The 20,965-nt window shown below is 63.6% G+C and carries 20 protein-coding genes; 6 read left to right on the top strand and 14 right to left on the bottom strand.

What is annotated here, in order from left to right:
• Window positions 1–37 precede the first annotated feature (37 nt).
• The 3 genes from cydB to R4P65_RS04435 all read right to left on the bottom strand — a co-directional run bounded on the left by cydB (window position 38) and on the right by R4P65_RS04435 (window position 3,608).
• A complete protein-coding gene (gene cydB, locus R4P65_RS04425; RefSeq protein ID WP_003939727.1) occupies window positions 38–1,081 on the bottom strand; it encodes a cytochrome d ubiquinol oxidase subunit II in 1,044 nt (347 codons plus the stop codon).
• 9 nt (window positions 1,082–1,090) lie between these two features.
• The gene (locus tag R4P65_RS04430) at window positions 1,091–2,590 is read right to left on the bottom strand and encodes a cytochrome ubiquinol oxidase subunit I (protein ID WP_230814675.1); all 1,500 of its coding nucleotides are present in this window, start codon (window positions 2,588–2,590) and stop codon (window positions 1,091–1,093) included.
• A gap of 154 nt (window positions 2,591–2,744) precedes the next feature.
• The gene (locus R4P65_RS04435; protein ID WP_317825585.1) at window positions 2,745–3,608 is read right to left on the bottom strand and encodes an aminodeoxychorismate lyase; all 864 of its coding nucleotides are present in this window, start codon (window positions 3,606–3,608) and stop codon (window positions 2,745–2,747) included.
• 79 nt (window positions 3,609–3,687) lie between these two features.
• On the opposite strand from R4P65_RS04435, the gene R4P65_RS04440 reads away from it, so the two are divergent.
• From R4P65_RS04440 to R4P65_RS04455, 4 genes are all read left to right on the top strand, one after another.
• The gene (locus R4P65_RS04440) at window positions 3,688–4,809 is read left to right on the top strand and encodes a folate-binding protein YgfZ (RefSeq protein WP_317825586.1); all 1,122 of its coding nucleotides are present in this window, start codon (window positions 3,688–3,690) and stop codon (window positions 4,807–4,809) included.
• Complete coding sequence (locus R4P65_RS04445; protein WP_317825587.1) at window positions 4,806–5,474, top strand: MOSC domain-containing protein; 669 nt, start codon at window positions 4,806–4,808, stop codon at window positions 5,472–5,474. The genes R4P65_RS04440 and R4P65_RS04445 overlap by 4 nt, the downstream gene beginning before the upstream one ends.
• Window positions 5,471–6,424 carry an asparaginase gene (locus R4P65_RS04450; protein ID WP_317825588.1) on the top strand — a complete coding sequence of 318 codons (954 nt, stop codon included), beginning with the start codon at window positions 5,471–5,473 and terminating at the stop codon, window positions 6,422–6,424. Before R4P65_RS04445 ends, R4P65_RS04450 begins: the two co-directional genes overlap by 4 nt.
• 202 nt (window positions 6,425–6,626) lie before the next feature.
• Complete coding sequence (locus R4P65_RS04455) at window positions 6,627–6,830, top strand: DUF3073 domain-containing protein (protein WP_003940337.1); 204 nt, start codon at window positions 6,627–6,629, stop codon at window positions 6,828–6,830.
• 150 nt (window positions 6,831–6,980) lie between these two features.
• Here R4P65_RS04455 and purM read toward each other — a convergent pair whose 3' ends face one another.
• The 9 genes from purM to purL form a co-directional block, all read right to left on the bottom strand.
• Window positions 6,981–8,060, bottom strand: coding sequence for a phosphoribosylformylglycinamidine cyclo-ligase (gene purM, locus R4P65_RS04460; RefSeq protein ID WP_070795756.1), 1,080 nt, complete (start codon window positions 8,058–8,060; stop codon window positions 6,981–6,983).
• Window positions 8,061–8,267: 207 nt separating this feature from the next.
• Complete coding sequence (locus R4P65_RS04465) at window positions 8,268–9,014, bottom strand: AIM24 family protein (protein ID WP_003939813.1); 747 nt, start codon at window positions 9,012–9,014, stop codon at window positions 8,268–8,270.
• A gap of 13 nt (window positions 9,015–9,027) precedes the next feature.
• Window positions 9,028–9,705 (bottom strand): AIM24 family protein, encoded by a 678-nt coding sequence (locus R4P65_RS04470; RefSeq protein WP_317825589.1) that lies wholly within the window; start codon window positions 9,703–9,705, stop codon window positions 9,028–9,030.
• 3 nt (window positions 9,706–9,708) lie between these two features.
• On the bottom strand, window positions 9,709–10,317 hold the full coding sequence (locus tag R4P65_RS04475; RefSeq protein WP_020970622.1) for an AIM24 family protein: 609 nt from the start codon (window positions 10,315–10,317) through the stop codon (window positions 9,709–9,711).
• A gap of 167 nt (window positions 10,318–10,484) precedes the next feature.
• Entirely contained in the window at window positions 10,485–12,062 is a 1,578-nt protein-coding gene (gene purF, locus R4P65_RS04480; protein WP_003940541.1) for an amidophosphoribosyltransferase, read from the bottom strand.
• Between the two features lie 126 nt (window positions 12,063–12,188).
• A complete protein-coding gene (locus R4P65_RS04485) occupies window positions 12,189–12,578 on the bottom strand; it encodes a sterol carrier family protein (protein WP_214883455.1) in 390 nt (129 codons plus the stop codon).
• Window positions 12,578–13,234: a CPBP family intramembrane glutamic endopeptidase gene (locus tag R4P65_RS04490; protein WP_317825591.1), complete on the bottom strand. Its 657-nt coding sequence runs from the start codon at window positions 13,232–13,234 to the stop codon at window positions 12,578–12,580. The genes R4P65_RS04485 and R4P65_RS04490 overlap by 1 nt, the downstream gene beginning before the upstream one ends.
• Window positions 13,231–15,015 (bottom strand): alpha/beta hydrolase, encoded by a 1,785-nt coding sequence (locus R4P65_RS04495; RefSeq protein WP_317825592.1) that lies wholly within the window; start codon window positions 15,013–15,015, stop codon window positions 13,231–13,233. The genes R4P65_RS04490 and R4P65_RS04495 overlap by 4 nt, the downstream gene beginning before the upstream one ends.
• 3 nt (window positions 15,016–15,018) lie before the next feature.
• Window positions 15,019–17,307 (bottom strand): phosphoribosylformylglycinamidine synthase subunit PurL, encoded by a 2,289-nt coding sequence (gene purL / locus R4P65_RS04500; protein WP_317825593.1) that lies wholly within the window; start codon window positions 17,305–17,307, stop codon window positions 15,019–15,021.
• A gap of 250 nt (window positions 17,308–17,557) precedes the next feature.
• Here purL and R4P65_RS04505 point away from each other — a divergent pair, with 250 nt between their 5' ends.
• On the top strand, window positions 17,558–18,535 hold the full coding sequence (locus R4P65_RS04505) for a Dyp-type peroxidase (protein ID WP_317825594.1): 978 nt from the start codon (window positions 17,558–17,560) through the stop codon (window positions 18,533–18,535).
• Window positions 18,536–18,546: 11 nt separating this feature from the next.
• Here R4P65_RS04505 and R4P65_RS04510 read toward each other — a convergent pair whose 3' ends face one another.
• Both R4P65_RS04510 and R4P65_RS04515 read right to left on the bottom strand, forming a co-directional pair.
• Window positions 18,547–19,839 (bottom strand): M18 family aminopeptidase, encoded by a 1,293-nt coding sequence (locus R4P65_RS04510; protein WP_317825595.1) that lies wholly within the window; start codon window positions 19,837–19,839, stop codon window positions 18,547–18,549.
• 88 nt (window positions 19,840–19,927) lie between these two features.
• Entirely contained in the window at window positions 19,928–20,281 is a 354-nt protein-coding gene (locus R4P65_RS04515) for a VOC family protein (RefSeq protein WP_317825596.1), read from the bottom strand.
• Window positions 20,282–20,349: 68 nt separating this feature from the next.
• Here R4P65_RS04515 and R4P65_RS04520 point away from each other — a divergent pair, with 68 nt between their 5' ends.
• Window positions 20,350–20,955, top strand: a complete 606-nt coding sequence (locus R4P65_RS04520) for a hypothetical protein (protein WP_317825597.1) — start codon at window positions 20,350–20,352, stop codon at window positions 20,953–20,955.
• Window positions 20,956–20,965 lie beyond the last annotated feature (10 nt).

Below are 20,965 nucleotides of genomic sequence, written 5' to 3' on the forward strand. Positions count from 1 at the left end.
TTCGTGATTCGAATCGTTTGTGACTGCGGGTTTGCCACTACCACGTCTTCTCCTTGAATCGCAGACCGATCGACGCCGGAATCTGCTTGGAGGAGATGCGCTGTCGGAACACCCAGTACGTCCAACCCTGGTAGATGATCACCACCGGCGTCATGAAGGCCGCGGCCCACGTCATCACCTTGAGCGTGTACGGGCTCGACGACGCGTTCTCGATGGTCAGGCTGTACGCCGGATCAAGCGTCGACGGCATGACGTTCGGGAACAGCGAGGCGAACAGCAGCACGACGGTGGCGATGACGGCCACACAGGTGAGAACGAAGGCCCAGCCTTCGCGCTCGGCCCGCGTCAGGAAGACGACGCCGATCAGTGCGGCAGCAGCGGCGGCTACCAGAATCCACGTCCATCCCTTGCCGTAGGCGAGTTGCGTCCACAGGACGAATCCGCCGGCGACCGGAATAGCTGGAATTGCCAGTCGTGCAGCAATTTTCACGGCATCTTCACGAACCTCGTCGGCACTCTTGAGCGCCAGGAACACAGCGCCGTGGAGAGCGAACACCAGCGCGGTGGTTAGACCACCGAGCAGTGCGTACGGATTGAGCAGATCGAAGAATCCCGACTCGACCTGCTTGTCGGCGTTGATCGCCACGCCCCGAACGATGTTCGCGAAAGCCACGCCCCAGAGAACTGCCGGGACCCAGGAGCCGAAGATGATGCCCCAGTCGCAACGCTGACGCCACTTGTCGTCGTCGATCTTGCTCCGCCATTCGATGGCGCAGATCCGAACGATCAAGGCCACCAGGATGATCAGCAGCGGTAGATAGAACCCGGAGAACAACGTCGCGTACCACTCCGGAAATGCCGCGAACATCGCACCACCGGCCGTGATCAGCCACACTTCGTTTCCGTCCCACACCGGGCCGATCGTGTTGAGCGCCACCCGTCGACGCGTATCGGCGGGGAGGTCACTGCCTCTGCCGACGATCGGCATGAGCATTCCGACACCGAAGTCGAACCCTTCGAGGACGAAGTAACCGATGAACAGTACTGCGACGAGCACGAACCATACTTCTTGAAGTCCCATGATCGCCTCCTAGTACGCGAACGACAGTTGTTTGGGCTTGTCCGGATCTTCCGGCTCGTCATGATCTGTATCGCCCGGCGGATGCATGTCGTGCTCCAACGGGCCTTCCTTCGCGTACCGCACGATCAGCTTGAACCAGACCACACCCAGCGCTCCGTACAGAAGAGTGAACGTGATCAACGAGGCCCAGACCGTCGCCGTTGCATGGTCCGAAACACCTTGGTCGACAGTGAGTCTGATCATGTCGACGCCCGTCGGGTTGGGATGCACCACCCAGGGCTGACGGCCCATCTCGGTGAAGATCCAGCCGGCGCTGTTCGCCATGAACGGAGTGGGAATCGCGACCAGGCTGAGGATTCCGAACCACTTCTGGTCCGGGACTCGCCCCTTACGAGTGACCCATAGTCCCGCGAGAGCCAGTGCTGCCGAACCTGCGGCGAGGCCGATCATGGCGCGGAAAGACCAGTACGTGACAAAGAGATTCGGTCGGTAGTTGCCCGGTCCGAAGTCTTGCTCCGCCTGCTCCTGCAGCTGGTTGACGCCTTGCAGTTCGACGCCGGTGAACTTGCCCTCGGCCAACCACGGTAGAACGAAGGGGACCTTCAGAACGTGCGTCACGCTGTCACAGTTGTTGTGTGTACCGATGGTGAGAATCGAGAAATCCGGATCCATCTCGGTGTCACACAGCGATTCCGCCGACGCCATCTTCATGGGCTGCTGCTGGAACATGAGCTTGCCTTGGACGTCACCGGTGTAGATGATGCCGATTCCGGCCACGATCATGACGAGCAACGCGAATCGTGTTGCCGGGCGGTACATCGTCCGCGCATCGGTTTCGAGACGTTCGGCTTCGGCGGCCTCAGCCTGCTTGGCGCGGCGCATGTTCCGCACCATCCACCAACCACTGATGCCGGCAACAAACGTCGCCGCCGTCAGGAAGGCGCCGGCAACCGCGTGCGGGAAGGCAGCGAGAGCGGTGTTGTTGGTCAACAACTCCCAGATGCTGGTGAGTTCGGCACGACCCGTTTCAGGGTTGTACGTCGCACCGACCGGATGCTGCATGAACGAGTTGGCCGCGATGATGAAGAACGCCGACGCATTGACGCCGATCGCCACGAGCCAAATGCACGCCAGGTGTACAAGTTTGGGCAGCCTGCCCCAACCGAAGATCCAGAGTCCGATGAAGACGGACTCCATGAAGAAGGCGACAAGGCCTTCCAATGCGAGTGGAGCTCCGAAGACGTCACCGACGAATCGCGAGTATTCGCTCCAGTTCATACCGAACTGGAACTCCTGCACGATGCCGGTGGCTACACCGAGTGCGAAGTTGATGAGGAAAAGCTTGCCGAAAAACTTGGTGAGCCGATACCAGTGGTCCTTTTTGGTGACCACCCACATCGTCTGCATGATCGCGATCATCGGTGCAAGTCCGATGGTCAGCGGAACAAGGATGAAGTGGTAGACGGTAGTGATACCGAACTGCCACCTGGAGACGTCCAAAGTATCCATTGGCTACTCCGAGAGTAGGGCCCTGGGACAGGCTTCGGGGTTCGAGACGCGGGCAGTCGCTCGGCCCCTGCGGACACGGTACTGCTGTCCGGTTTGGACCGCAGGACTTTGCTACTACCAAATGTAGTAGCAACCTGTCGCGATTCCTATTCGCCTATCGCCCTGCTGAATCCGAATCAATTGCACGTTCAACCAATTCCGCGAATTCCTCGGAGACCTTCGGCTCTGGCAATGCGAGCCCGTCGAGTGTATGGACGCGCGCGGCCAGCGTGACGCTCGAAACCATCCACACTCCGTCGGCTGCAATCAAATCCGCAGGTCGGAGGGTTTCGTATCGGCAATCGAAGCGAGCACTGCCGGCAACGTCGAACAGGGCACGCTGCGTCGTACCCATCAAAATGCCCTGTGCGGGAGGAGGTGTGATCAAAGTCCTGTCCCGAACGATCACCACCGTCGAGCGTGGCCCCTCCAACACATTGCCCTCGGAACTGACGAAGATCACATCGTCGGCACCCAAATTCGCCGCATATCGAAGCGCTGCCATGTTGGTTGCGTAGGACAACGTCTTCGCGCCCAGTAGTTGCCAGGGTGCCCGGGCGGAGAGATCGACGGAGAAACCTCGCTCGAGAGTCATCACCGACAGCCCCGATTCACGGACCTGCCTGACCCGATCAGCCACCGGACCGACCATTACGAAGGCTGTCGGCTTGTCACCGCTCTCACGGCCGCGGGTCAGAACGAGACGAAGAGCGCCTTCCTTCTCTGTCCCCCACTCCTCGGCTGCCATCTCGATCGCCAGACGCCAGTCATCGAGAACGGGGGCGGGTAGACCCAGTGCCCGCGCGCTCAGAACCAGTCGACTCAGATGTCCCTCGACCACCCGCGCCCTACCGTCGCGCACCAACAGCGTCTCGAAGACTCCGTCGCCGCGCACCACCGCCAGGTCGTCGGCGTGCAGAAACGGTGCGTCAGCATCGAGCACCTCATGGTCGAGAGTCACCAATACGCGTTCAGGCATGCCATCAACCCTAACGATCCGCCAAGCCGCCGGGGCCGCCCTGTAACCGCGATCCCGCCCACACTCCTAGACTGGTCTTGTGGTCGACAACGCTCTTGTGCCCAACAGCCCACTTCTGACTTCGCCCGGCGCGGTCACCGCACCGGACGGTTCGGCCGACATCGGTGTCGCGTGGCACTACGGCGATCCCCTCGGTGAACAGCGAACCGCGCAGCGCGCAGCAGTGGTGGTGGACCGCAGTCACAGATTCGTGATCGCCATTCCCGGCGACGAACGCCTCACGTGGCTGCACACGATTTCGAGCCAGCACATCGCCGCGCTCCCCGACGGCAAGAGCGCCGAAAACCTGAGCCTGGACGTCAACGGACGCGTCGAGCACCATTTCGTGCAGACGGACCTGGCAGGTGTCACCTGGATCGATACCGAGGCCGACCGCGGACCGGACCTCCTCTCCTTCTTGAAGAAGATGGTGTTCTGGTCCAAGGCCGAACCTCGAGACGGCAACGAACTCGCGGTCCTGAGCCTGATCGGACCCGAGGCGCCTACCGTCCTCGCCGCACTCGAGGTTCAGACACCAACCGAGGCCTACGACGCTCTCGCGTTGGCCGACGGCGGATTTGTCCGCCGCATGCCGTGGCCTACCGAGAACTCTTTCGATCTCCTCGTCCCACGTGAGCAATTGGCGGCGTGGTGGACCAAGCTGACCGATGCCGGCGCGAAGCCCGCCGGAAGTTGGGCCTTCGAGGCACTGCGCGTCGAAGCGACGAGGCCACGCATCGGACTGGACACCGACGAGCGGACGATCCCACACGAGGTCCACTGGATCGGTGGGCCGGCCGAGCAAGGCGCTGTCCACCTCGACAAGGGCTGCTACCGCGGTCAGGAAACCGTCGCCCGGGTTCACAATCTCGGCAAGCCCCCGCGCCATCTCGTCATGTTGCACCTCGACGGCAGCGCCGAAGCCGTCCCGGAACCGGGTGACCCGATCACGGCGGGCGGACGAACTGTCGGACGCGTCGGCACCGTTGTCAATCATCACGAACTCGGCCCCATCGCGCTCGCTCTGATCAAGCGCAACATCCCGGTCGACACCGAACTCATGGCCGGACCCAGCGCCGCGTCCATCGACCCGGACTCGATCGTCGCGGACGACGCACCCCAGGCCGGACGTGAGGCTGTCAACCGATTGCGCGGAAAGTGACGGGCATCGTCGACGCGGTCTGCGTCGTCCACACCGAACGTGACAGTGGCGTCAGGCGCGTCCCGCGAACCGCGATCGACAAGCGTCCCGTCGACGGCCGTGTCGCTGTCGGGCGACTCGGACTCGGCGGCGACTACGTCTGCGACACCGAGTTCCACGGCGGTGCCTTCCAAGCTGTCTACGCCTATCAGCGCGACGAAGCCCAGCGTTGGTCGGACGAATTGGGCCGACCTCTCGGCCCCGGATGGTTCGGCGAGAATCTCCATATCAGCGGGATGCTTGTCACGGACGCCGTGATCGGCGAGCGTTGGCACATCACCGGAGCCGAGGCGTCGGACGTTCTCGAACTCGAGGTGACCGCTCCCCGCGTCCCGTGTGGCACGTTCGGCATCTGGGCCGCGGAAAAGGGCTGGGTCAAGAGATTCACCGAGCGGACCGACGTCGGCGCCTACCTTCGCGTCAACCGGACCGGCACGATCGCCGCGGGCGACTCGGTCACCCGAGTCCACATACCGGATCACGGAGTGACTGTTCGAGAGGTCTTCGCCGGAACGGACCCTGAGCGGCTTCGACGGCTGCTCGCAGAACACACCGATCTTGCACCGAACGTCACCGCGCGCGTCCAGAGGTTCATCGAACAAGCCGAAGCGCAGGTGCACTCGTGAGTATCGACTTGGTGGAAGTGGTCCGCTCCGGATTCCGCGAATGCGTGCATCGCGGATCGGCAGTCATTCTCGGCGCCGACGGCGAGGTCGTTGTCGGACTCGGGGAAATTCACACACCCATCTACCCCCGCTCGGCGAACAAGCCGCTGCAAGCCGTCGCTGCGCTTCGTAACGGCTTTGCACCCACCAGCCCGCAAGAGTTGGCCGTCGCGTCGTCTTCACACGCGGGCGAGGCCGATCACATCGAACTGGTCGCCGCGCTTCTCGCTCGCTACCAGCTCGGTGTCGACCAGTTGCAGTGCCCGTCCGACCTCCCGGGCAACGAACTGGCCCGAGCCGAACTGATCGCCGCGGGCGAGCTTCCCAGCCCGATCTACATGACCTGCTCGGGCAAGCACTCCGCGATGCTCGCGACGTGCGTCGTGAACGACTGGCCTCTCGAGACGTACATGGAGCCGACTCATCCCCTGCAGCTCGCGATCCAGGAGACGATCTTCGATCTCAGTGGCGAGGAAGAGCAGGAACTCGGCATCGACGGTTGTGGTCTCCCGATCGTGCCGCTCTCGCTCACGAACCTGGCTCGGGCATTCGGACGCCTGCCCTCGGCCGAGCCCGACTCACCCGAGCGAGCTGTGGCCGACGCGGTCCGCGAGAACCCCTTCCTCGTCTCGGGCACGGGCCGCAACGATCAGCGCCTGATGTCCGCCGTGCCGGGTCTGTTCTCCAAGACCGGATACGACGGCATCTACGCCGGAGCGCTTCCCGACGGTTCCGCTTTTGCCCTCAAGATCGACGACGGTCACGAGCGGGCGCTCCTGCCCTTGGCGGCAGCTCTGCTCAAGCGGATGAACACGGAGTGGACCGAGGAGTTGGCGGCTCTTGCGTCCGCTCCGGTCTTCGGCGGCGACGCCCGAGTGGGGACGATTCGCGCAATTCCGGGAAACTTCTGAGCAGTTCTCACAAAGTTCTGACGAGTTCTTTCAGCATCCTGGCAGCTCGCGGCCATAGTGAGAGCAATCAGACACGGCGGTGAGGCCTTCGTGGAAGCGGAAGCGACTTTTCCACGCTAGAGTGTGTGTCAGGAAACTTACACACTCAAACGGGGCCGCCAAATTCCCCAGGCCGCCCCGCGAAAGCGCGAGGGGGTCAGCCATGGGCCGCGGCCGGGCTAAGGCAAAGCAGACCAAGGTTGCACGCGAATTGAAATACAGCGTACCGACCACGGATTTCGACAGCCTGCAAAGAGAGCTCGCAGGTGGATCGACCAACTCGCATCGGAGCAGTGTCCGATCGGACCAGACTTCCGATAGGGAAGGGCATGCGCGAGAGGACGACTACGACGACTGGCGGCGTTGACCGCGCACTGCCACCGCGCAGACTGTGAAATGAGGAAGAGCTGATCGCTCTTCCTCATTTTTGCGTTCCATTTTCTGCCTCGCGACGGCTTGTGCGGACACACAAAACTGCCCCACCGGATCTCTCCGATGGGGCAGTTGACGTTGCGGTTCAGAAGCGCGGGTGGTCTCCGGCCAGGAACGCACGCTCTGCAGCGGCGTCCGACGCCTTCTTGACGCTACCGAGCGTCCAGCAGTCGATGTGACGTGCGGTGAGGACGGCCAGCGCGCGGTCGACATCCTCGGGTGCGACAACGGCGACCATGCCGACGCCCATGTTGAAGGTCTGCTCCATCTCGGCGCGCTCGACGCGTCCGCGCTGCGCGATCATGGCGAAGACCGGAGCGGGGCTCCAGGTTCCGCGATCGAGTTCGGCGACCAGGCCCTTGGGCATGACGCGCGCGAGGTTGTTGGCGAGGCCGCCACCGGTGACGTGGCAGAAGGTGCGCACGTCGGTCTCGGCAGCGAGTGCCAGGCAGTCCTTGGCGTAGATCTTGGTGGGCTCGAGCAGTTCCTCACCGAGCGTGCGGCCGAACTCGTCGACGTGTGCGCTCAGGTTCATCCGGTCGATCTCGAGCAGGACCTTGCGGGCCAGCGAGTAACCGTTGGAGTGCAGTCCCGACGAACCCATGGCGATGACGACGTCGCCGGGGCGAACGCGGTCCGGTCCGAGCAACTTCTCTGCCTCTACGACGCCGACGCCGGTGGCGGAGAGGTCGTAGTCACCGTCGGCCATGATGCCGGGGTGCTCGGCGGTCTCGCCACCGAGGAGAGCGCAGCCGGCCTGGATGCAGCCCTCGGCGATACCGCTGACCAATTCCGCGACGCGTTCGGGGACGACCCGGCCGACCGCGATGTAGTCCTGGAGGAACAGCGGCTCAGCGCCACAGACGACGAGGTCGTCGACGACCATGGCGACGAGGTCGAGTCCGACCGTGTCGTGCTTGTCCATCGCCTGGGCGACAGCGAGCTTGGTACCGACGCCGTCGGTCGATGCGGCGAGCAGCGGCTCCTTGTAGTCACCCTTGAGGGAGAACAAGCCGGCGAAACCACCGAGGCCACCCATGACCTCGGGGCGGCTGGCCTTCTTGGCCAGAGGGGCGAAGAGTTCCACCGCCCGGTCGCCTGCGGCGATATCGACTCCTGCTGCCGCGTAGGAGGCGCCTGCGGTGCGGTGACTGTCCTCGGTCATCGGGTTACTACTCCAGCCTTGTATTTCTCGCGAGCACGTATTGCTCGTGCACAGGTAAGTGGTCTTGCAATGTGAAGTGTTTGCAATCCTCGTGACGCGAGATGGATCGTTCGACTCGAGACCCAGAGCGCGCACACAAATACCGACGATTACGCCCATACGCTACCGGACCGGCCCCCTCGGTGAGACCTCGCGTACCCCGAGACGTCAGTTCTGCAGCCGCGCGCCGATCGAGGCGTGCAGTGCGCGCAGACTGTTCTGCCCGAGTGCAACGGTCTCGGATTCGATGTGTTTGAGGAGGTGTCCGTCGTGGACGACCTTCTCGCTCGACTGGATCAGTACCGTCCCGGCTCCGGTGAAATCGAACTGACGTTCTTCGCCGGTGTTCGCGCCGAACATGCTTCCGCGAACCGCGCCCAGGAAGCTCTGCATCCAGTCGGCATCGAAGTGATGGGACGGTGACGGGCAGTCAGCCCAACCCACCAGCGCCTGCGGGTCGATGCGCAGCGGCGGCTCCGCGAACATGACGGGGCCGTTGGACGACGCCAGGAACTTGCCCGTCCCGAGCAGCGTCAAAAAGCCTGGGACGATGGACTGTTTGAGGTCCAGGCTCGTCTCGAAGGCGAGGAGATTGGCCGCGCGAATCGTGAGGTTGCCGTCGTCGAGGTCGTAGGAATTGATGTTGAATCCGCGGTCCCCGAGGATCAACTTGCCCTGCCCCTGAGCGAGCACCCAGTCGTCCGCGTAGAGCGGCGAAGAGAACCTGGCCGCGACGATCGCCGTCATACTCGTGCGCCCGAGCGGCTCGAAGTTGATGTTTCCGTAGTACGCGATCATCGCGCCCTTGGACGTGAACCACGGCTGCCCGGCCATCTCGACGCAGAAGGCGTAATCGTTGCCCGGGACGTTGTCGTTGGCGGGCAGAGTTGCCGGATTGTGAATTTCGATACCCATGCTCTGTGCCCTCTCAGAACTTCTGCTCGGACGCTTGGACCCAGACGGTGCCGGCGCCGGTCATCTTCAGCTGGATGGACTCCCCCGAGCCCTTGCCGACGGCCTCGCGCCAGCCGACGTTCGCCGAGATGTCGACGTTGATCTGACCGATGTGGCACACGTATGCCTGCGGGTCGACGACGACCTGAGGGTTGTTGGGACCGACCTGCAACGGAATCGCGCCCCCGTGCGAGAGGACCGCGACGCTTCCCTGTCCGTGCAACTGCGTCGTGAACAGGCCTTGACCGGTCATGGCGCCGCGTACCGCTCCGCGCACACCGCCCTGCGACGTGAGAGCGACTATCGAACTCTGGAGGTAACCGTCGTGTGCGAGGAGCCGGTCGGCTTCGACCGTGAGCATCGACGAACCGTCGAGGTGGATGACCTCGACGTAAAGACCAGCGTGCCCGTAGAAGACCTCTCCATTTCCCTCGGCGGCCATCATGCGTGCGTGTTCGCCGGACATCATGCGGCCGGCCATCCCGGCGATACCGCCCATGTTCGGCATGGCGCCGGGGCCACCGCCCATGCTGTGCGGGATGAAACGGACTTCGCCGGTGTAGTAGAGCATCGACCCGGTGCGGGCGAGCACGTTCTGTCCCGGTGCGAGAGTCGACTTGACGACCTTGCTGTTCACCAATTCCAACGGCATGGGTCAGCGCTCCTCGGGCTGGATGTAGACGACTCCGGATCCGTCGAATCGCAGCGAGAACGCTTCACCGCTGCCACCGCCGATCGCGGAGCGCCAGGTGACGTCGGTGACGAAGCTCTGGTTCAGCTGACCGCGGTGCGCGACGAAGGCGTCGGGATCGGCAACCAGAGGATACTGCGGGCTGACTTCGAGCGCGATGATCGGTCCGCCCTTCGACAGCACGGCCACCAGACCGGTGCCGCTGACGACCGTCGTGAACAATCCCTGTCCGGAACCTGCGCCGCGGAGGCCGGCAAATTTCACGTCGGTTCGCAGTTGGCCGACCAGTGCGAGCAACTGTGACGCTTCCACGTGCAGAGCGTCGTTGTCGAGCTCGATGATCGTGATGTCCTGGGCGTCGACCGCGAAGTAGACGGTGCCTTGACCGCTGACTTCCATCAGGGACAGTGATTCACCTGCCGCCTTCTGTTTCAGCGCGGCACGCAGCCCGCCGCCACCGCCCATACCGGCGTTCTTGAAGGTGATCGCACCCTCGTACGCCACCATCGAGCCGTTGATCGCTTTGATGGTGTCCCCCACCAGGTCTGCGACCAGTACCCGGTGCCCATCCATTCTCAGTTGCGCCACGGAGGGCACTATGCCAGATGCTCACGACGTATGCCGTGTCGTGGAACAGATCGCGTCGTTGAACAGATCAAAAAGCGACGGAACAGAAAATCTGCCGCCCACATGCTGTGGACGGCAGATTCTCGGCTGTCGAATTTCAACGATTCTGATGTTCAGGGGCGGCTGAGCGCGCTCGCATTGTCGTTGTCGCGAGTGGCCGTCGAACCTGCGGTGCTCTCGAGCATCCCCTCGAGGACGTTCTTGCCGATCGACGTTTCCTTGGGAAGCGCGATCGGGTAGGTCCCGTCGAAGCACGCGGCGCACAGACGGCTGGCCGGCTGCTCGGTGGCGGCGATCATGCCTTCGGTGGAGATGTATCCGAGGGTGTCCGCTCCGATGGAACGACGCACGCCGTCGAGCATTTCCTCGAACGTCGCGTCTTGTCCGCCCGCGCCGTTGGCGATCAACTCGGCTGGTGAGGCGAAGTCGATGCCGTAGAAGCAGGGCCACTTGACCGGCGGCGAGGCGATGCGGACGTGAATTTCAAGGGCGCCGGCTTCGCGGAGCATCCGGATGAGCGCACGCTGGGTGTTGCCGCGGACGATCGAATCGTCCACCACCACAAGGCGCTTGCCGCGGATGACTTCCTTGAGCGGGTTGAGCTTGAGCCTGATACCGAGCTGACGGATCGTCTGCGACGGCTGGATGAAGGTGCGGCCGACATAGGCGTTCTTCATCAAACCCTGGCCGTAAGGAATGCCTGAGCCCTGTGCGTACCCGACTGCTGCGGGGGTGCCGGACTCGGGAACGGGGATGACCAGATCACCTTCGGCGGGATGCTCGCTGGCGAGCAGACGGCCGATCTCGACGCGGGTCGAGTGGACCGAACGGCCACCGATGACGCTGTCGGGACGGGCGAGGTAGACGTACTCGAAGACACAGCCCTTGGGCGTCGGGTTCGCGAAACGCGAGGATCGGACGCCGTCGGCGTCGATCGCGAGCAGCTCACCGGGTTCGATGTCGCGGACGAACGACGCACCGACGATGTCGAGGGCTGCGGTCTCGCTGGCGACTACCCAACCGCGGTCGAGTCGGCCCAGGCAGAGCGGGCGGATGCCGTGCGGATCGCGCGCTGCGTACAGCGTGTGCTCGTCCATGAAGGTGAGGCAGAACGCGCCCTCCAACGTGGGAAGCAATTCCATTGCGGCCTGTTCGATGGTGCTGTCGCCGGCAGCGTGTGCCAGGAGACCACCGATGAGGTCGGAATCGGAAGTCGCGGCATTGGGGCGCTTGTCGTTGACCAGGCCGGCTGCACGGGTGCGGCTCGCGAGTTCAGCGGTGTTGACCAGGTTGCCGTTGTGGCCGAGCGCAATGCCGGTACCGGCAGTGGTCGTACGGAAGATGGGCTGCGCGTTCTCCCACGTCGTGGAACCGGTGGTGGAGTAACGGCAATGTCCGACGGCGACGTGTCCTGGCATCGCTGCGAGGGTCTGCTCGTCGAATACCTGGCTGACCAGGCCGAGATCCTTGAACACCAACACCTGGGAGCCGTCGGCTACCGCAATGCCAGCAGCTTCTTGACCACGGTGCTGAAGTGCGTACAGGCCGTAATAAGTGAGCTTCGCCACATCCTCTCCCGGCGCCCAGACGCCGAATACACCGCATTCTTCGCGGGGCTCGTTCTCGTCCTCGTCGGACGGGTTCGAAGCGAGGAGATTTGGACTGTTGACCGACAGATCGGCACGAGTCACCGGGCGCTCCCTTTGTGGGCAGGGGTTGGGGGGCATCCATAGTCTACGGGCATTTTGGGACCCACTTCCCCTGAGGGCTGCCTTGGGCCTCAGATCACGGCGAAGCGAACCGGATGGTCTCTGTCACTACGCCAACCGGAGCAGTGGGAGCCAGTGCGCAATTTCGGGGGCGCGGCTACCTGAGGCGTCGACTCGTCCGTCACCTGCGGCCTCGGAAAACTCGAGGAGTCCGGTGACCATCTGCAACCAGGTCCGAGCGTCCGTCTCGACGACGTTGGGCGGGGTTCCGCGGGTGTGACGCGGACCTTCGATGCATTGCACGGCAACAAACGGCGGCACCCGTACCTCGACGCTCGATCCAGGGGCAATCTGTTCGAGAGTGCGCGCACTCATCTTCACTGCCGCACCGAGTTCACTGCGGGAAGGCTTCGGAAGTTCCGGATCGCGAAGCCACGGGCCGACGGCCAGGACGGCGGCTCGAAATTCGGCGGGGTCGACGGCGCGGCGGGGCGGCATCAGTTCACTCCATGTCTGCGAGTAGCGATACGAACGGCAAGTGCGCCACCAGCATTCGTGGCCAGGTGCAGCAGGGCGGGGGCAAGCACGCTGCCGCCCCGGCGGTGCAGCCACTCGAACAGCAATGCCGACGCACCGGTGAATGCCACTGCTGCGGGAACGTTGTCGCCGGCGCCGCGGGCGGGGGCGACGTGCCACAGCCCGAAGGTCACTGCATGAACGGCCTGCGCGGTCGGTCTGTTCAATTCGCGGTTCCAGACTGCGGACATCGCGCTGCGGAACAACAGTTCCTCGGAGAGCACCGTGCCGAACGGGATGTGCAGGACGATCCATTCGAGGAAATCTTCGCGGCCGTCTGCTCGCTCGTCGGCAGCGAGAGTCGCGCGCAAGGAGGGAACGGCCAAAGCGACGCTGTAACCCGTAAGTACTGCGCCGGCCGCGGCTCCGCCGAACTGAGCACCACCACGAATGCCGGTGTGCGCCAAACCGAGTTCCTCGCGGGTGTAACCACGTGCGAGTAGGACTCCGATGGCCGACAGACCGGCCGCGGTGTTGACCACGGCGCGAGCGCGAGGCGAAAGACCGAACGCCGGAAGCACGACGTTGCTCCAGGTGATCGCGGTAGCGGAAAGCGCGATCGAGGCGACTCCCCTCACTTCTCGGGGCCCTCTGATTTCACGGCGACAACCAATGCCGACCGCACTCGCTCTGTTTCTGCGGCCGTCCATCCCTCGGGCTGGGCGACGCTGATCCAGGCGTCCAGAACGGAGGTTCCGTAATTGTGACCGTGACCGTCGGGAACTCCCGCGGCGTTACCGAGGTCTGCGGACACCTGCCAGAACGTCACGACCGGGAACCATTTCATCGACGGCGAGCGGTCGAAACCGGGTACTTCCTTGAGCCACTCAGGCCGATTGAACATGAGGTCGGGTGACCACCACACCACTGGATCGGAAGGGTGCTGGACAAACAGAACTCGAGGCTGCGGCCACGTCATCCCGTCGGTCGGAATGTCTTCGGAGCGATCCGCGAACCGCACGCCGGCCAAGCCGTCCGCGTATACGGGAGCTACTTCGGGAGTGCCGGGATCGCGTCTCTTCTCGATCGAACGCCACAACTGCGTCGCGTTCGGCGGGCCCACCCACAGAATTCCGTCGGCGGTATCGCGCGCCGCTTGCAGTGTGTCGAACGCCCCGGCGCCTGCCATGACGCCGAGGCTCTCGCCGTAGACCATGAACTTCGGCCTGGTGGCTTCCGGTTCCTGAAGCCATCTTTCGTGTACCCGCTCGATCAACAGGCGACCGGCAGCTTGCGCCTTCTCCTGGTCTGCGAGGAACGAGATCCAACTCGGCAGGTACGAGTACTGGCTGGCGACAAGCGCAGTGTCACCGTCATGTACAAGTTCGATTGCCTGCGCCGCAGTGGGATTGACCCACCCCGTACCCGTCGTCGGAATGACCACGAGAACCTTGCGCTGGAATGCGCCGGTCCTCTCCAGTTCTTTGACGACCAGATCCATGCGCTCTTCGGGGTCTTCGGCGCTTTCGAGGCCGGTGTACACGCGAATCGGATCCATCGCAGGCTTACCGGTTGCCGCTTCGAGTTCCTGCGCGTCGAGTCCGCGTGAGACGAAGTTCCGTCCCTCGAACCCCAATGTGTCCCAGGGAGCAGCAGATTCGGGGCTACCCGATTTCATCGGATCCTGCGGTTCGACGACGCCGTCGCGAGTAGTCGAGTTCTGCAGACTGAAGATCGAGTTGGTCGCTGCGTAGATTCCGCGGACCAGGACGCCGTCGACCAGCATGAAGAACAGAACGGTGACAACCAGGACGCCGACACCGTTGGCCACCGACCGCGACCAGTGGAACCGCCGCATCAGCTGTCGGGCAATCAGTTTCACCAGATCGTGCAGGACCCGCCAGATCGAGATGAGCAGACCGCCGATGAGAAGACTCAGTCCGAGTGTTCGGATGTAGCCCGAGGTGGTCGTGCCTTCGGCATCGGTCAGTGCCGCGATTTCGCGTTGCCACCCGGCCGCGTAGACCAGCATGATGATCGCCGCGACGATGGACGCGACCGGAACGAAGACTTTGATCGCGGACGGCACCGGTTCGGGCAGTGGCCACCACCGTCGCCCGCTGAGCAGGTATCGCTCGACAGCCCAACCGATTGCGGTACCGACCCCGTAGCCGATGGCCGAGTTGATGCCGCCGATCAGACCTTGGAACAGCCAATCTCGCGGCAACAGCGAAGGGGTCAACGACCAGCAGAAGAAGAACGCGGCAAACGCGATGCCGGTGAAGTCGAGTTTGAGGAGACCCCACGCCCACTCGGTGAAGCGGTTGTCGAGCTTCTCGAGAGATGCGGGAACAGCCAGCCGCAGGTGGTGTTCCTGCGGCTGGCTGTCAGAAGAAGTCAGTTCTCCGGAATCGACCATCTATCACCCGAACAGAGCGGGCAGCGTTCCCTCGAAAGCCTCACGGAGCTTGGCCATCGTGACGGAGAAGTGTCCCTGGACCTCGACGGAATCACTGCCCTCATCGACGACTCCGATACGCGTCCACGGCAAGCCGCGGGCGGTGCACATACCTGTGAAGCGTGTTTCTTCCGTGCGCGGAACTGCAACGAGGACGCGTCCCGACGATTCCGAGAACAGAGTGACGAACGGATTGGCGCCTTCGGGAATCAGGATGCGGCAACCGGTTTCGCCGGCCAGCGCGGCTTCGACGACGGCCTGGGCCAATCCGCCCTCGGAGAGGTCGTGGGCTGCGGTGACCAGTCCGTCACGCGAGGAGGCGAGCAGGATGTCCGCGAGCAACTGCTCACGGGCGAGGTCGACCTTCGGCGGCACGCCACCGAGATGACCGTGCTCGACCTGCGACCAGATGGAACCGTCGAACTCGTCGTGGGTGTCGCCGAGCAGGATCAGCGTCTCGCCGGGTTCAAGTCCGAGGCCCGTCGGGATGCGGCGGTGAACGTCGTCGATCACACCGAGGACGGCAACCACCGGCGTCGGCAGGATTGCCGTGGATCCGGTCTGGTTGTAGAAGCTGACGTTGCCGCCGGTGACGGGGATGCCGAGGGTGGCACAGCCGTCGGCGAGGCCGCGAACAGCCTGCTGGAACTGCCACATGACACCCGGATCCTCGGGTGAACCGAAGTTGAGGCAGTTGGAGACGGCCTTGGGCGTTGCGCCCGTGACTGCCACGTTGCGGAAAGCCTCGGCCAACGCGAGCTGGGCACCGGTGTACGGATCGAGCGCGGTGTAGCGGCCCGAAGCGTCGGTGGACAGTGCGATTCCGCGTCCGGTCTTCTCGTCGATGCGGATGACACCGCCGTCGGCGTTCTCGGCCAGGACGGTGTTACCGCGGACGTAGCGGTCGTACTGCTCGGTGATCCACTTGCGGCTGCACAGGGCAGGCGAGGCGATCATCTTCAGCAGGGTCGCTTCGAGCTCGGCGTCGGTTTCGGGACGCTTCAGTCCGGCGGTCGTGTTCGCGATCAACGCGTCCTGGCTTGCCGGGCGCTCGACGGGACGGTTGTAGACCGGGCCTTCGTGAGCGACGGTGCGCGGGGGAACATCGACGACGGTCTCGCCGTGCCAGGAGATGGTGAGGTGCTCGCCGTCGGTGACCTCGCCGATGTCGGTGGCCAGGACGTCCCACTTCTTGCAGACCTCCATGAACGCATCGACGTTCTCGGGCGTGACCACGGCGCACATGCGCTCCTGCGATTCGCTCGAGAGCACCTCGGCCGGGGTCATGCCGGTGGCGCGCATCGGAACCTTCTCGAGGTTGATGTGCATGCCGCCGTCGCCGGCTGCAGCCAGCTCGGAGGTTGCGCAGGACAGCCCGGCGCCGCCGAGGTCCTGAATACCGACAACGAGGCCGGCCTTGTAGAGGTCGAGACAGCACTCGATGAGTACCTTCTCTGTGAAGGGGTCGCCGACCTGAACCGCGGGCAGCTTCTTACGTCCGCCGGTGTCTCCACTCTCGTCGTCGAAGGTTGCCGACGCGAGGACCGAAACGCCGCCGATTCCGTCGAGACCGGTGCGTGCTCCGAACAGGATGATCTTGTTGCCTGCGCCCGAAGCGAAGGCCAGGTGCAGATCCTCGACGCGCATGACACCGGCAGCGAGGGCGTTGACCAGCGGGTTGCCTGCGTAGGACTCGTCGAAGACCGTCTCGCCGCCGATGTTCGGCAGGCCGAGGGAGTTTCCGTATCCACCGACACCGCGCACGACACCGTCGACGACGCGACGAGTGTCGGGGGCGTCAGCAGCGCCGAAACGCAGCTGATCCATGACGGCGATCGGGCGCGCACCCATGGCCATGATGTCGCGGACGATGCCGCCGACTCCGGTGGCCGCACCCTGGTAGGGCTCGACGTACGACGGGTGGTTGTGGCTCTCGACCTTGAACGTGACTGCCCAACCGTCGCCGATGTCGACGACGCCGGCGTTCTCACCGATACCGGCCAGCATGTTGGCGCGCATCTCGTCGGTGGTGGTCTTGCCGAAGTATCCGAGGTGGACCTTGGATGACTTGTACGAGCAGTGCTCGCTCCACATCACCGAGTACATCGCCAGTTCGGCGTCCGTGGGACGGCGGCCCAGGATCTCCTTGATGCGTGCGTATTCGTCGTCCTTGAGACCGAGCTCCTTGAACGGCTGAGCGGCATCGGGATCAGCCGATGCGTGCGTGACGGTATCGACCTGGTGAGCAGACACTGGAGAGTGGTCCCTTCCCTACGGGAGTCAAGAGGCAAGCCGGCGCGGAGCAGGACACCACGAATGTGCCCAACGAAAGAACGTGCCGGAGGACAGTCTATCGGTGTGGGCCGACGACTTCCGCAGACGGCAGCACCCGCAACACCTCCGGGCCTGCGAAGTATCGCCGGTCACACCCGCCCCGGTTTGGGTAATCCGGTCGGTTTTCTTAAGGTCAGGCCGGCCCACTCTCTCCCTCGAAAGGCCTCGCATGCCCCAGGATGTTCGTCAGTCCGACCTCACGGCACAGTCGCAGTCGGTGACCACTCCCCTCACTCCGGCTGCAATTTTCCTGGTCGCGACCGTAAATCCGGGTGGCGAGAACACCACACGAGAACTACTCGCCGACGTCGCGGGTCTGCAGCGCGCCGTGGGGCTGCGCGTCCCCGGATCAGGTTTGGATGTGGTGACAAGCATCGGATCGTCGGTCTGGGATCGACTGTTCGCCGGTCCGCGCCCCGCGCTACTGCACCCGTTCGCCGCTCTACAGGGTGACGTTCACTCGGCGCCGTCGACTCCCGGCGATCTGCTCTTCCACATCCGCGCAATGAGCATGGACGCGTGTTTCGAGGTGGCTCGGCAGATCACGAAGCGACTGCAAGGCGCGGCCACCGTCGTCGACGAAGTTCACGGCTTCCAATATTTCGAGAACCGCGACCTCATCGGCTTCGTCGACGGCACCGAGAATCCGGTGGGCCGCGACGCCGTCGCCGCGGTGACGGTCGGCGACGAGGATCCCGAGTTCGCCGGCGGCAGCTACGTCCACATCCAGCGATACATCCACAAGATGCGGGACTGGGAAGCAATCACCGTCGACGAGCAGGAGCGTGTGATCGGACGCAGCAAACTCGAGGACATCGAGATGACGTCCGACGTGAAGCCTGCCAACTCGCACGTCGCCCTCAACGCAATCAAGGACGAGAACGGCAAGGCTCTCGAGATCCTGCGTGCCAACATGCCGTATGGACGCCTCGGCGACGACGAGATCGGCACCTTCTTCATCGGCTACTGCCGCACACCGGCGATCACCGAACGGATGCTCGAGAACATGTTTCTCGGCAACCCTCAGGGGAATTACGACCGTCTGCTCGACTTCTCGACGGCCGTGACGGGCTCGATGTTCTTCACACCGAGCGCCGACTTCTTCGAGGATCTACCGGCTGCGCCCACTGAGCTCCCAGCACCTTAACTACGCGCCCTCTAACTACGCGGCGTGAGGAAGGCACCAAGCGCGTCGGCATACATGCGGACATCTGCCGCCCCCATCAGCTCGCGCGCCGAGTGCATGGCGAGCTGAGGCGCGCCCACATCTACGGTGGACAGTCCGGTGCGTGATGCCGTGATCGGTCCGATGGTGGAGCCGCACGGCAGATCGGCGCGGTGGACGTAGCGCTGCATAGGCACTCCTGCCTGATCGCACGCCAGCGCGAATTCGCCTGCACCTGCTGCATCGGTGGCGTATCGCAGGTTCTGGTTCACCTTGAGTACCGGCCCACCGTTGATCTCGATCCGATGAGCGGGCTCATGGCGGTCCGGGTAGTTGGGGTGCGTCGCGTGAGCCATATCGCCCGACGCGCACACCGAGCCCGCCATCGCCTGCAGGAATTCTTCGCGGCCACCACCGCGCCCCAACACGATCCGTTCGAGCACGGTGTTCAGCAGATCTGAGAAAGCTCCACGGTCGGACATGCTGCCGACCTCTTCATGATCGAAGAGTGCGAGCACCGGGACCTGCTGACCGGGCGACTCGACTGCGGCCAGAAGTGCTTGTGTCCCTGCATAACACGTGCCCTGATTGTCCAGCCGAGGGGCGCTGACCAATTCCTTGTCCACCCCCACGACTGAGCTGGGCGCAAGATCGTGTGTCATCAATTCCCAGCCGAGAACCGACGACGCGGCTACACCCGCACGCTCGGCGACAAATCCGGTGAACGACTTGGGTTTCGAACCCACGCCCCAGATTCCGTTGACGTGCCGCTGCGGATCCAGAGTCACGCCCTTGCGATCTTCGGACAGGTGGATAGCCAGCTGCGGAACACGCAGAATCGGGTCGTCGATGCGAACCAGCTTCTGCTCCACAGTGTTTCCCACCCGGACACTCAAACGGCCGGAGATACCGAGATCGCGGTCGAGCCAGGAGTTCAGCCACGTACCGCCATACGGTTCGAGGCCCACCATCTGCCACCCGGCCGAAGTGAGGTCGGGATGCTGTTTGACCCGCAGATTCGGGCTGTCGGTGTGACCTCCGACGATCCGGAACGGAGCGGTGTTTCCCACGCCCTCGGTGCTCCAGGCAATCAGCGAACCACCCCGCACGAGGAAGTACCGTCCGGGCTCGGCGGGCCACGACTGCGTTTCGTGGACTTCGACGAACCCACCGGCCGTCAGCTCGGTCGCCACCGTCGCGCACACATGGAACGGTGACGGTGACGAATCGACGAAGCTGCACAGGCCGTCTGCGTCGGCCCCGGTCCGAGGAGTCTGAGAAGTCATGCCCCTCATCATGCCCGAATCGGTGTCCGCGAAATCAGTGGGCACGAAATCAGTGGGCACGAATCGGGTGAGCTCAGAACCTGTCAGCTCAGGCGTGAGGACCGGACACGCAGAACTGGTTCCCATCAGGATCGAGGAGCGTCACCCAACGGAAACCGTCCATGTTCTCGCGGTGGTGCTCGGTTGCTCCGGCCTCGACGAGCCGCGCCACCTCGGCGTCGAGATCCGGACTCCCCAGATCGAGATGGATGCGATTCTTCCCTGCCGTGGGATCCGAGACCTTCTGGAAAGCGAAGTTGGTGGCGCTGTCCGGGACCGCGACGATGTAGAACCAACCGTCGTTCTCCTCGACGATGTTTCCGCCCAACTGCGCTGCCCACCACGTTGCAAGCGGACCGGGATCGAGACTGTCGAAGGTGATCATGCCGAGTGTGAGAGTCATGCGCACAAGCTAATGCAAGCCACCGACAAAAGACTCGCAATCTCGGGCCGAGATGAGACGATCCTCGAATGCGACTCACGACGCTTCGCAACCGCGTTGCAGAACCACTCTTCGCCGTTTTCTTCACGACCGGATTGCTGTTGAGCTGCCTTGGAGTGCTCGCCTGGCGATTTGCCACGACATCTATGCGAACAGAACATATCGGCATCCAGCCTCCACCACCACCGCCGATGGAGGACGGCAAGACCGGATACATGTGGGTTGTCGACGGCTACAGCTACGTCGACGCCCCACACTGGTTCCCCGCAACTGCATGGTTCCTGATAGTCGGAACGGCTGTCGCCGTTGTCGTCTCGGCGATACTGAACGCGACGGGATGGCGACTGGCCAGTGACGCGCACGGTAGAAAATTTGCTCTTCCGCTTGCACTTTCAGCTTTCGGCGCAGCCTACGGACTCGCGGTTGCCGTTGTCGGAAAAATCTGGCCGCCCACCTTCTATTCGGTGGTCCTTCCCGAACCGCGCGACCCGCAGAACCCCTACCCGGCATCGGCCGTTATCCACTTCGACCTCGAGCCGAACCTGATCACCTTCACCGCAACAGGTCTTGCCGTCGGCCTTCTCACGGCCGCCCTGCTTCATGTCCAGAGCTACTCGCTCACTCGATCGAACTAGCAGATCGGTA

Source organism: Rhodococcus sp. IEGM 1318 (assembly GCF_033142465.1).
GTDB classification, from domain to species: Bacteria; Actinomycetota; Actinomycetes; order Mycobacteriales; family Mycobacteriaceae; genus Rhodococcus_F; species Rhodococcus_F qingshengii_B.

What these genes read in the sequence shown, in the direction of transcription:
- R4P65_RS04515 (WP_317825596.1), bottom strand. Translation starts at nt 20,281, where the DNA reads ATGACTCTCACACTCGGCATGATCACCTTCGACAGTCTCGATCCCGGT.
- R4P65_RS04495 (WP_317825592.1), bottom strand. Translation starts at nt 15,015, where the DNA reads ATGGTCGATTCCGGAGAACTGACTTCTTCTGACAGCCAGCCGCAGGAA.
- R4P65_RS04520 (WP_317825597.1), top strand. Translation starts at nt 20,350, where the DNA reads ATGCGACTCACGACGCTTCGCAACCGCGTTGCAGAACCACTCTTCGCC.
- R4P65_RS04485 (WP_214883455.1), bottom strand. Translation starts at nt 12,578, where the DNA reads ATGCCGCCCCGCCGCGCCGTCGACCCCGCCGAATTTCGAGCCGCCGTC.
- R4P65_RS04510 (WP_317825595.1), bottom strand. Translation starts at nt 19,839, where the DNA reads ATGACTTCTCAGACTCCTCGGACCGGGGCCGACGCAGACGGCCTGTGC.
- cydB (WP_003939727.1), bottom strand. Translation starts at nt 1,081, where the DNA reads ATGGGACTTCAAGAAGTATGGTTCGTGCTCGTCGCAGTACTGTTCATC.
- purM (WP_070795756.1), bottom strand. Translation starts at nt 8,060, where the DNA reads ATGACCGAGGACAGTCACCGCACCGCAGGCGCCTCCTACGCGGCAGCA.
- R4P65_RS04470 (WP_317825589.1), bottom strand. Translation starts at nt 9,705, where the DNA reads ATGCCGTTGGAATTGGTGAACAGCAAGGTCGTCAAGTCGACTCTCGCA.
- R4P65_RS04455 (WP_003940337.1), top strand. Translation starts at nt 6,627, where the DNA reads ATGGGCCGCGGCCGGGCTAAGGCAAAGCAGACCAAGGTTGCACGCGAA.
- R4P65_RS04465 (WP_003939813.1), bottom strand. Translation starts at nt 9,014, where the DNA reads ATGGGTATCGAAATTCACAATCCGGCAACTCTGCCCGCCAACGACAAC.
- R4P65_RS04505 (WP_317825594.1), top strand. Translation starts at nt 17,558, where the DNA reads ATGCCCCAGGATGTTCGTCAGTCCGACCTCACGGCACAGTCGCAGTCG.
- R4P65_RS04430 (WP_230814675.1), bottom strand. Translation starts at nt 2,590, where the DNA reads ATGGATACTTTGGACGTCTCCAGGTGGCAGTTCGGTATCACTACCGTC.
- R4P65_RS04475 (WP_020970622.1), bottom strand. Translation starts at nt 10,317, where the DNA reads ATGGATGGGCACCGGGTACTGGTCGCAGACCTGGTGGGGGACACCATC.
- R4P65_RS04435 (WP_317825585.1), bottom strand. Translation starts at nt 3,608, where the DNA reads ATGCCTGAACGCGTATTGGTGACTCTCGACCATGAGGTGCTCGATGCT.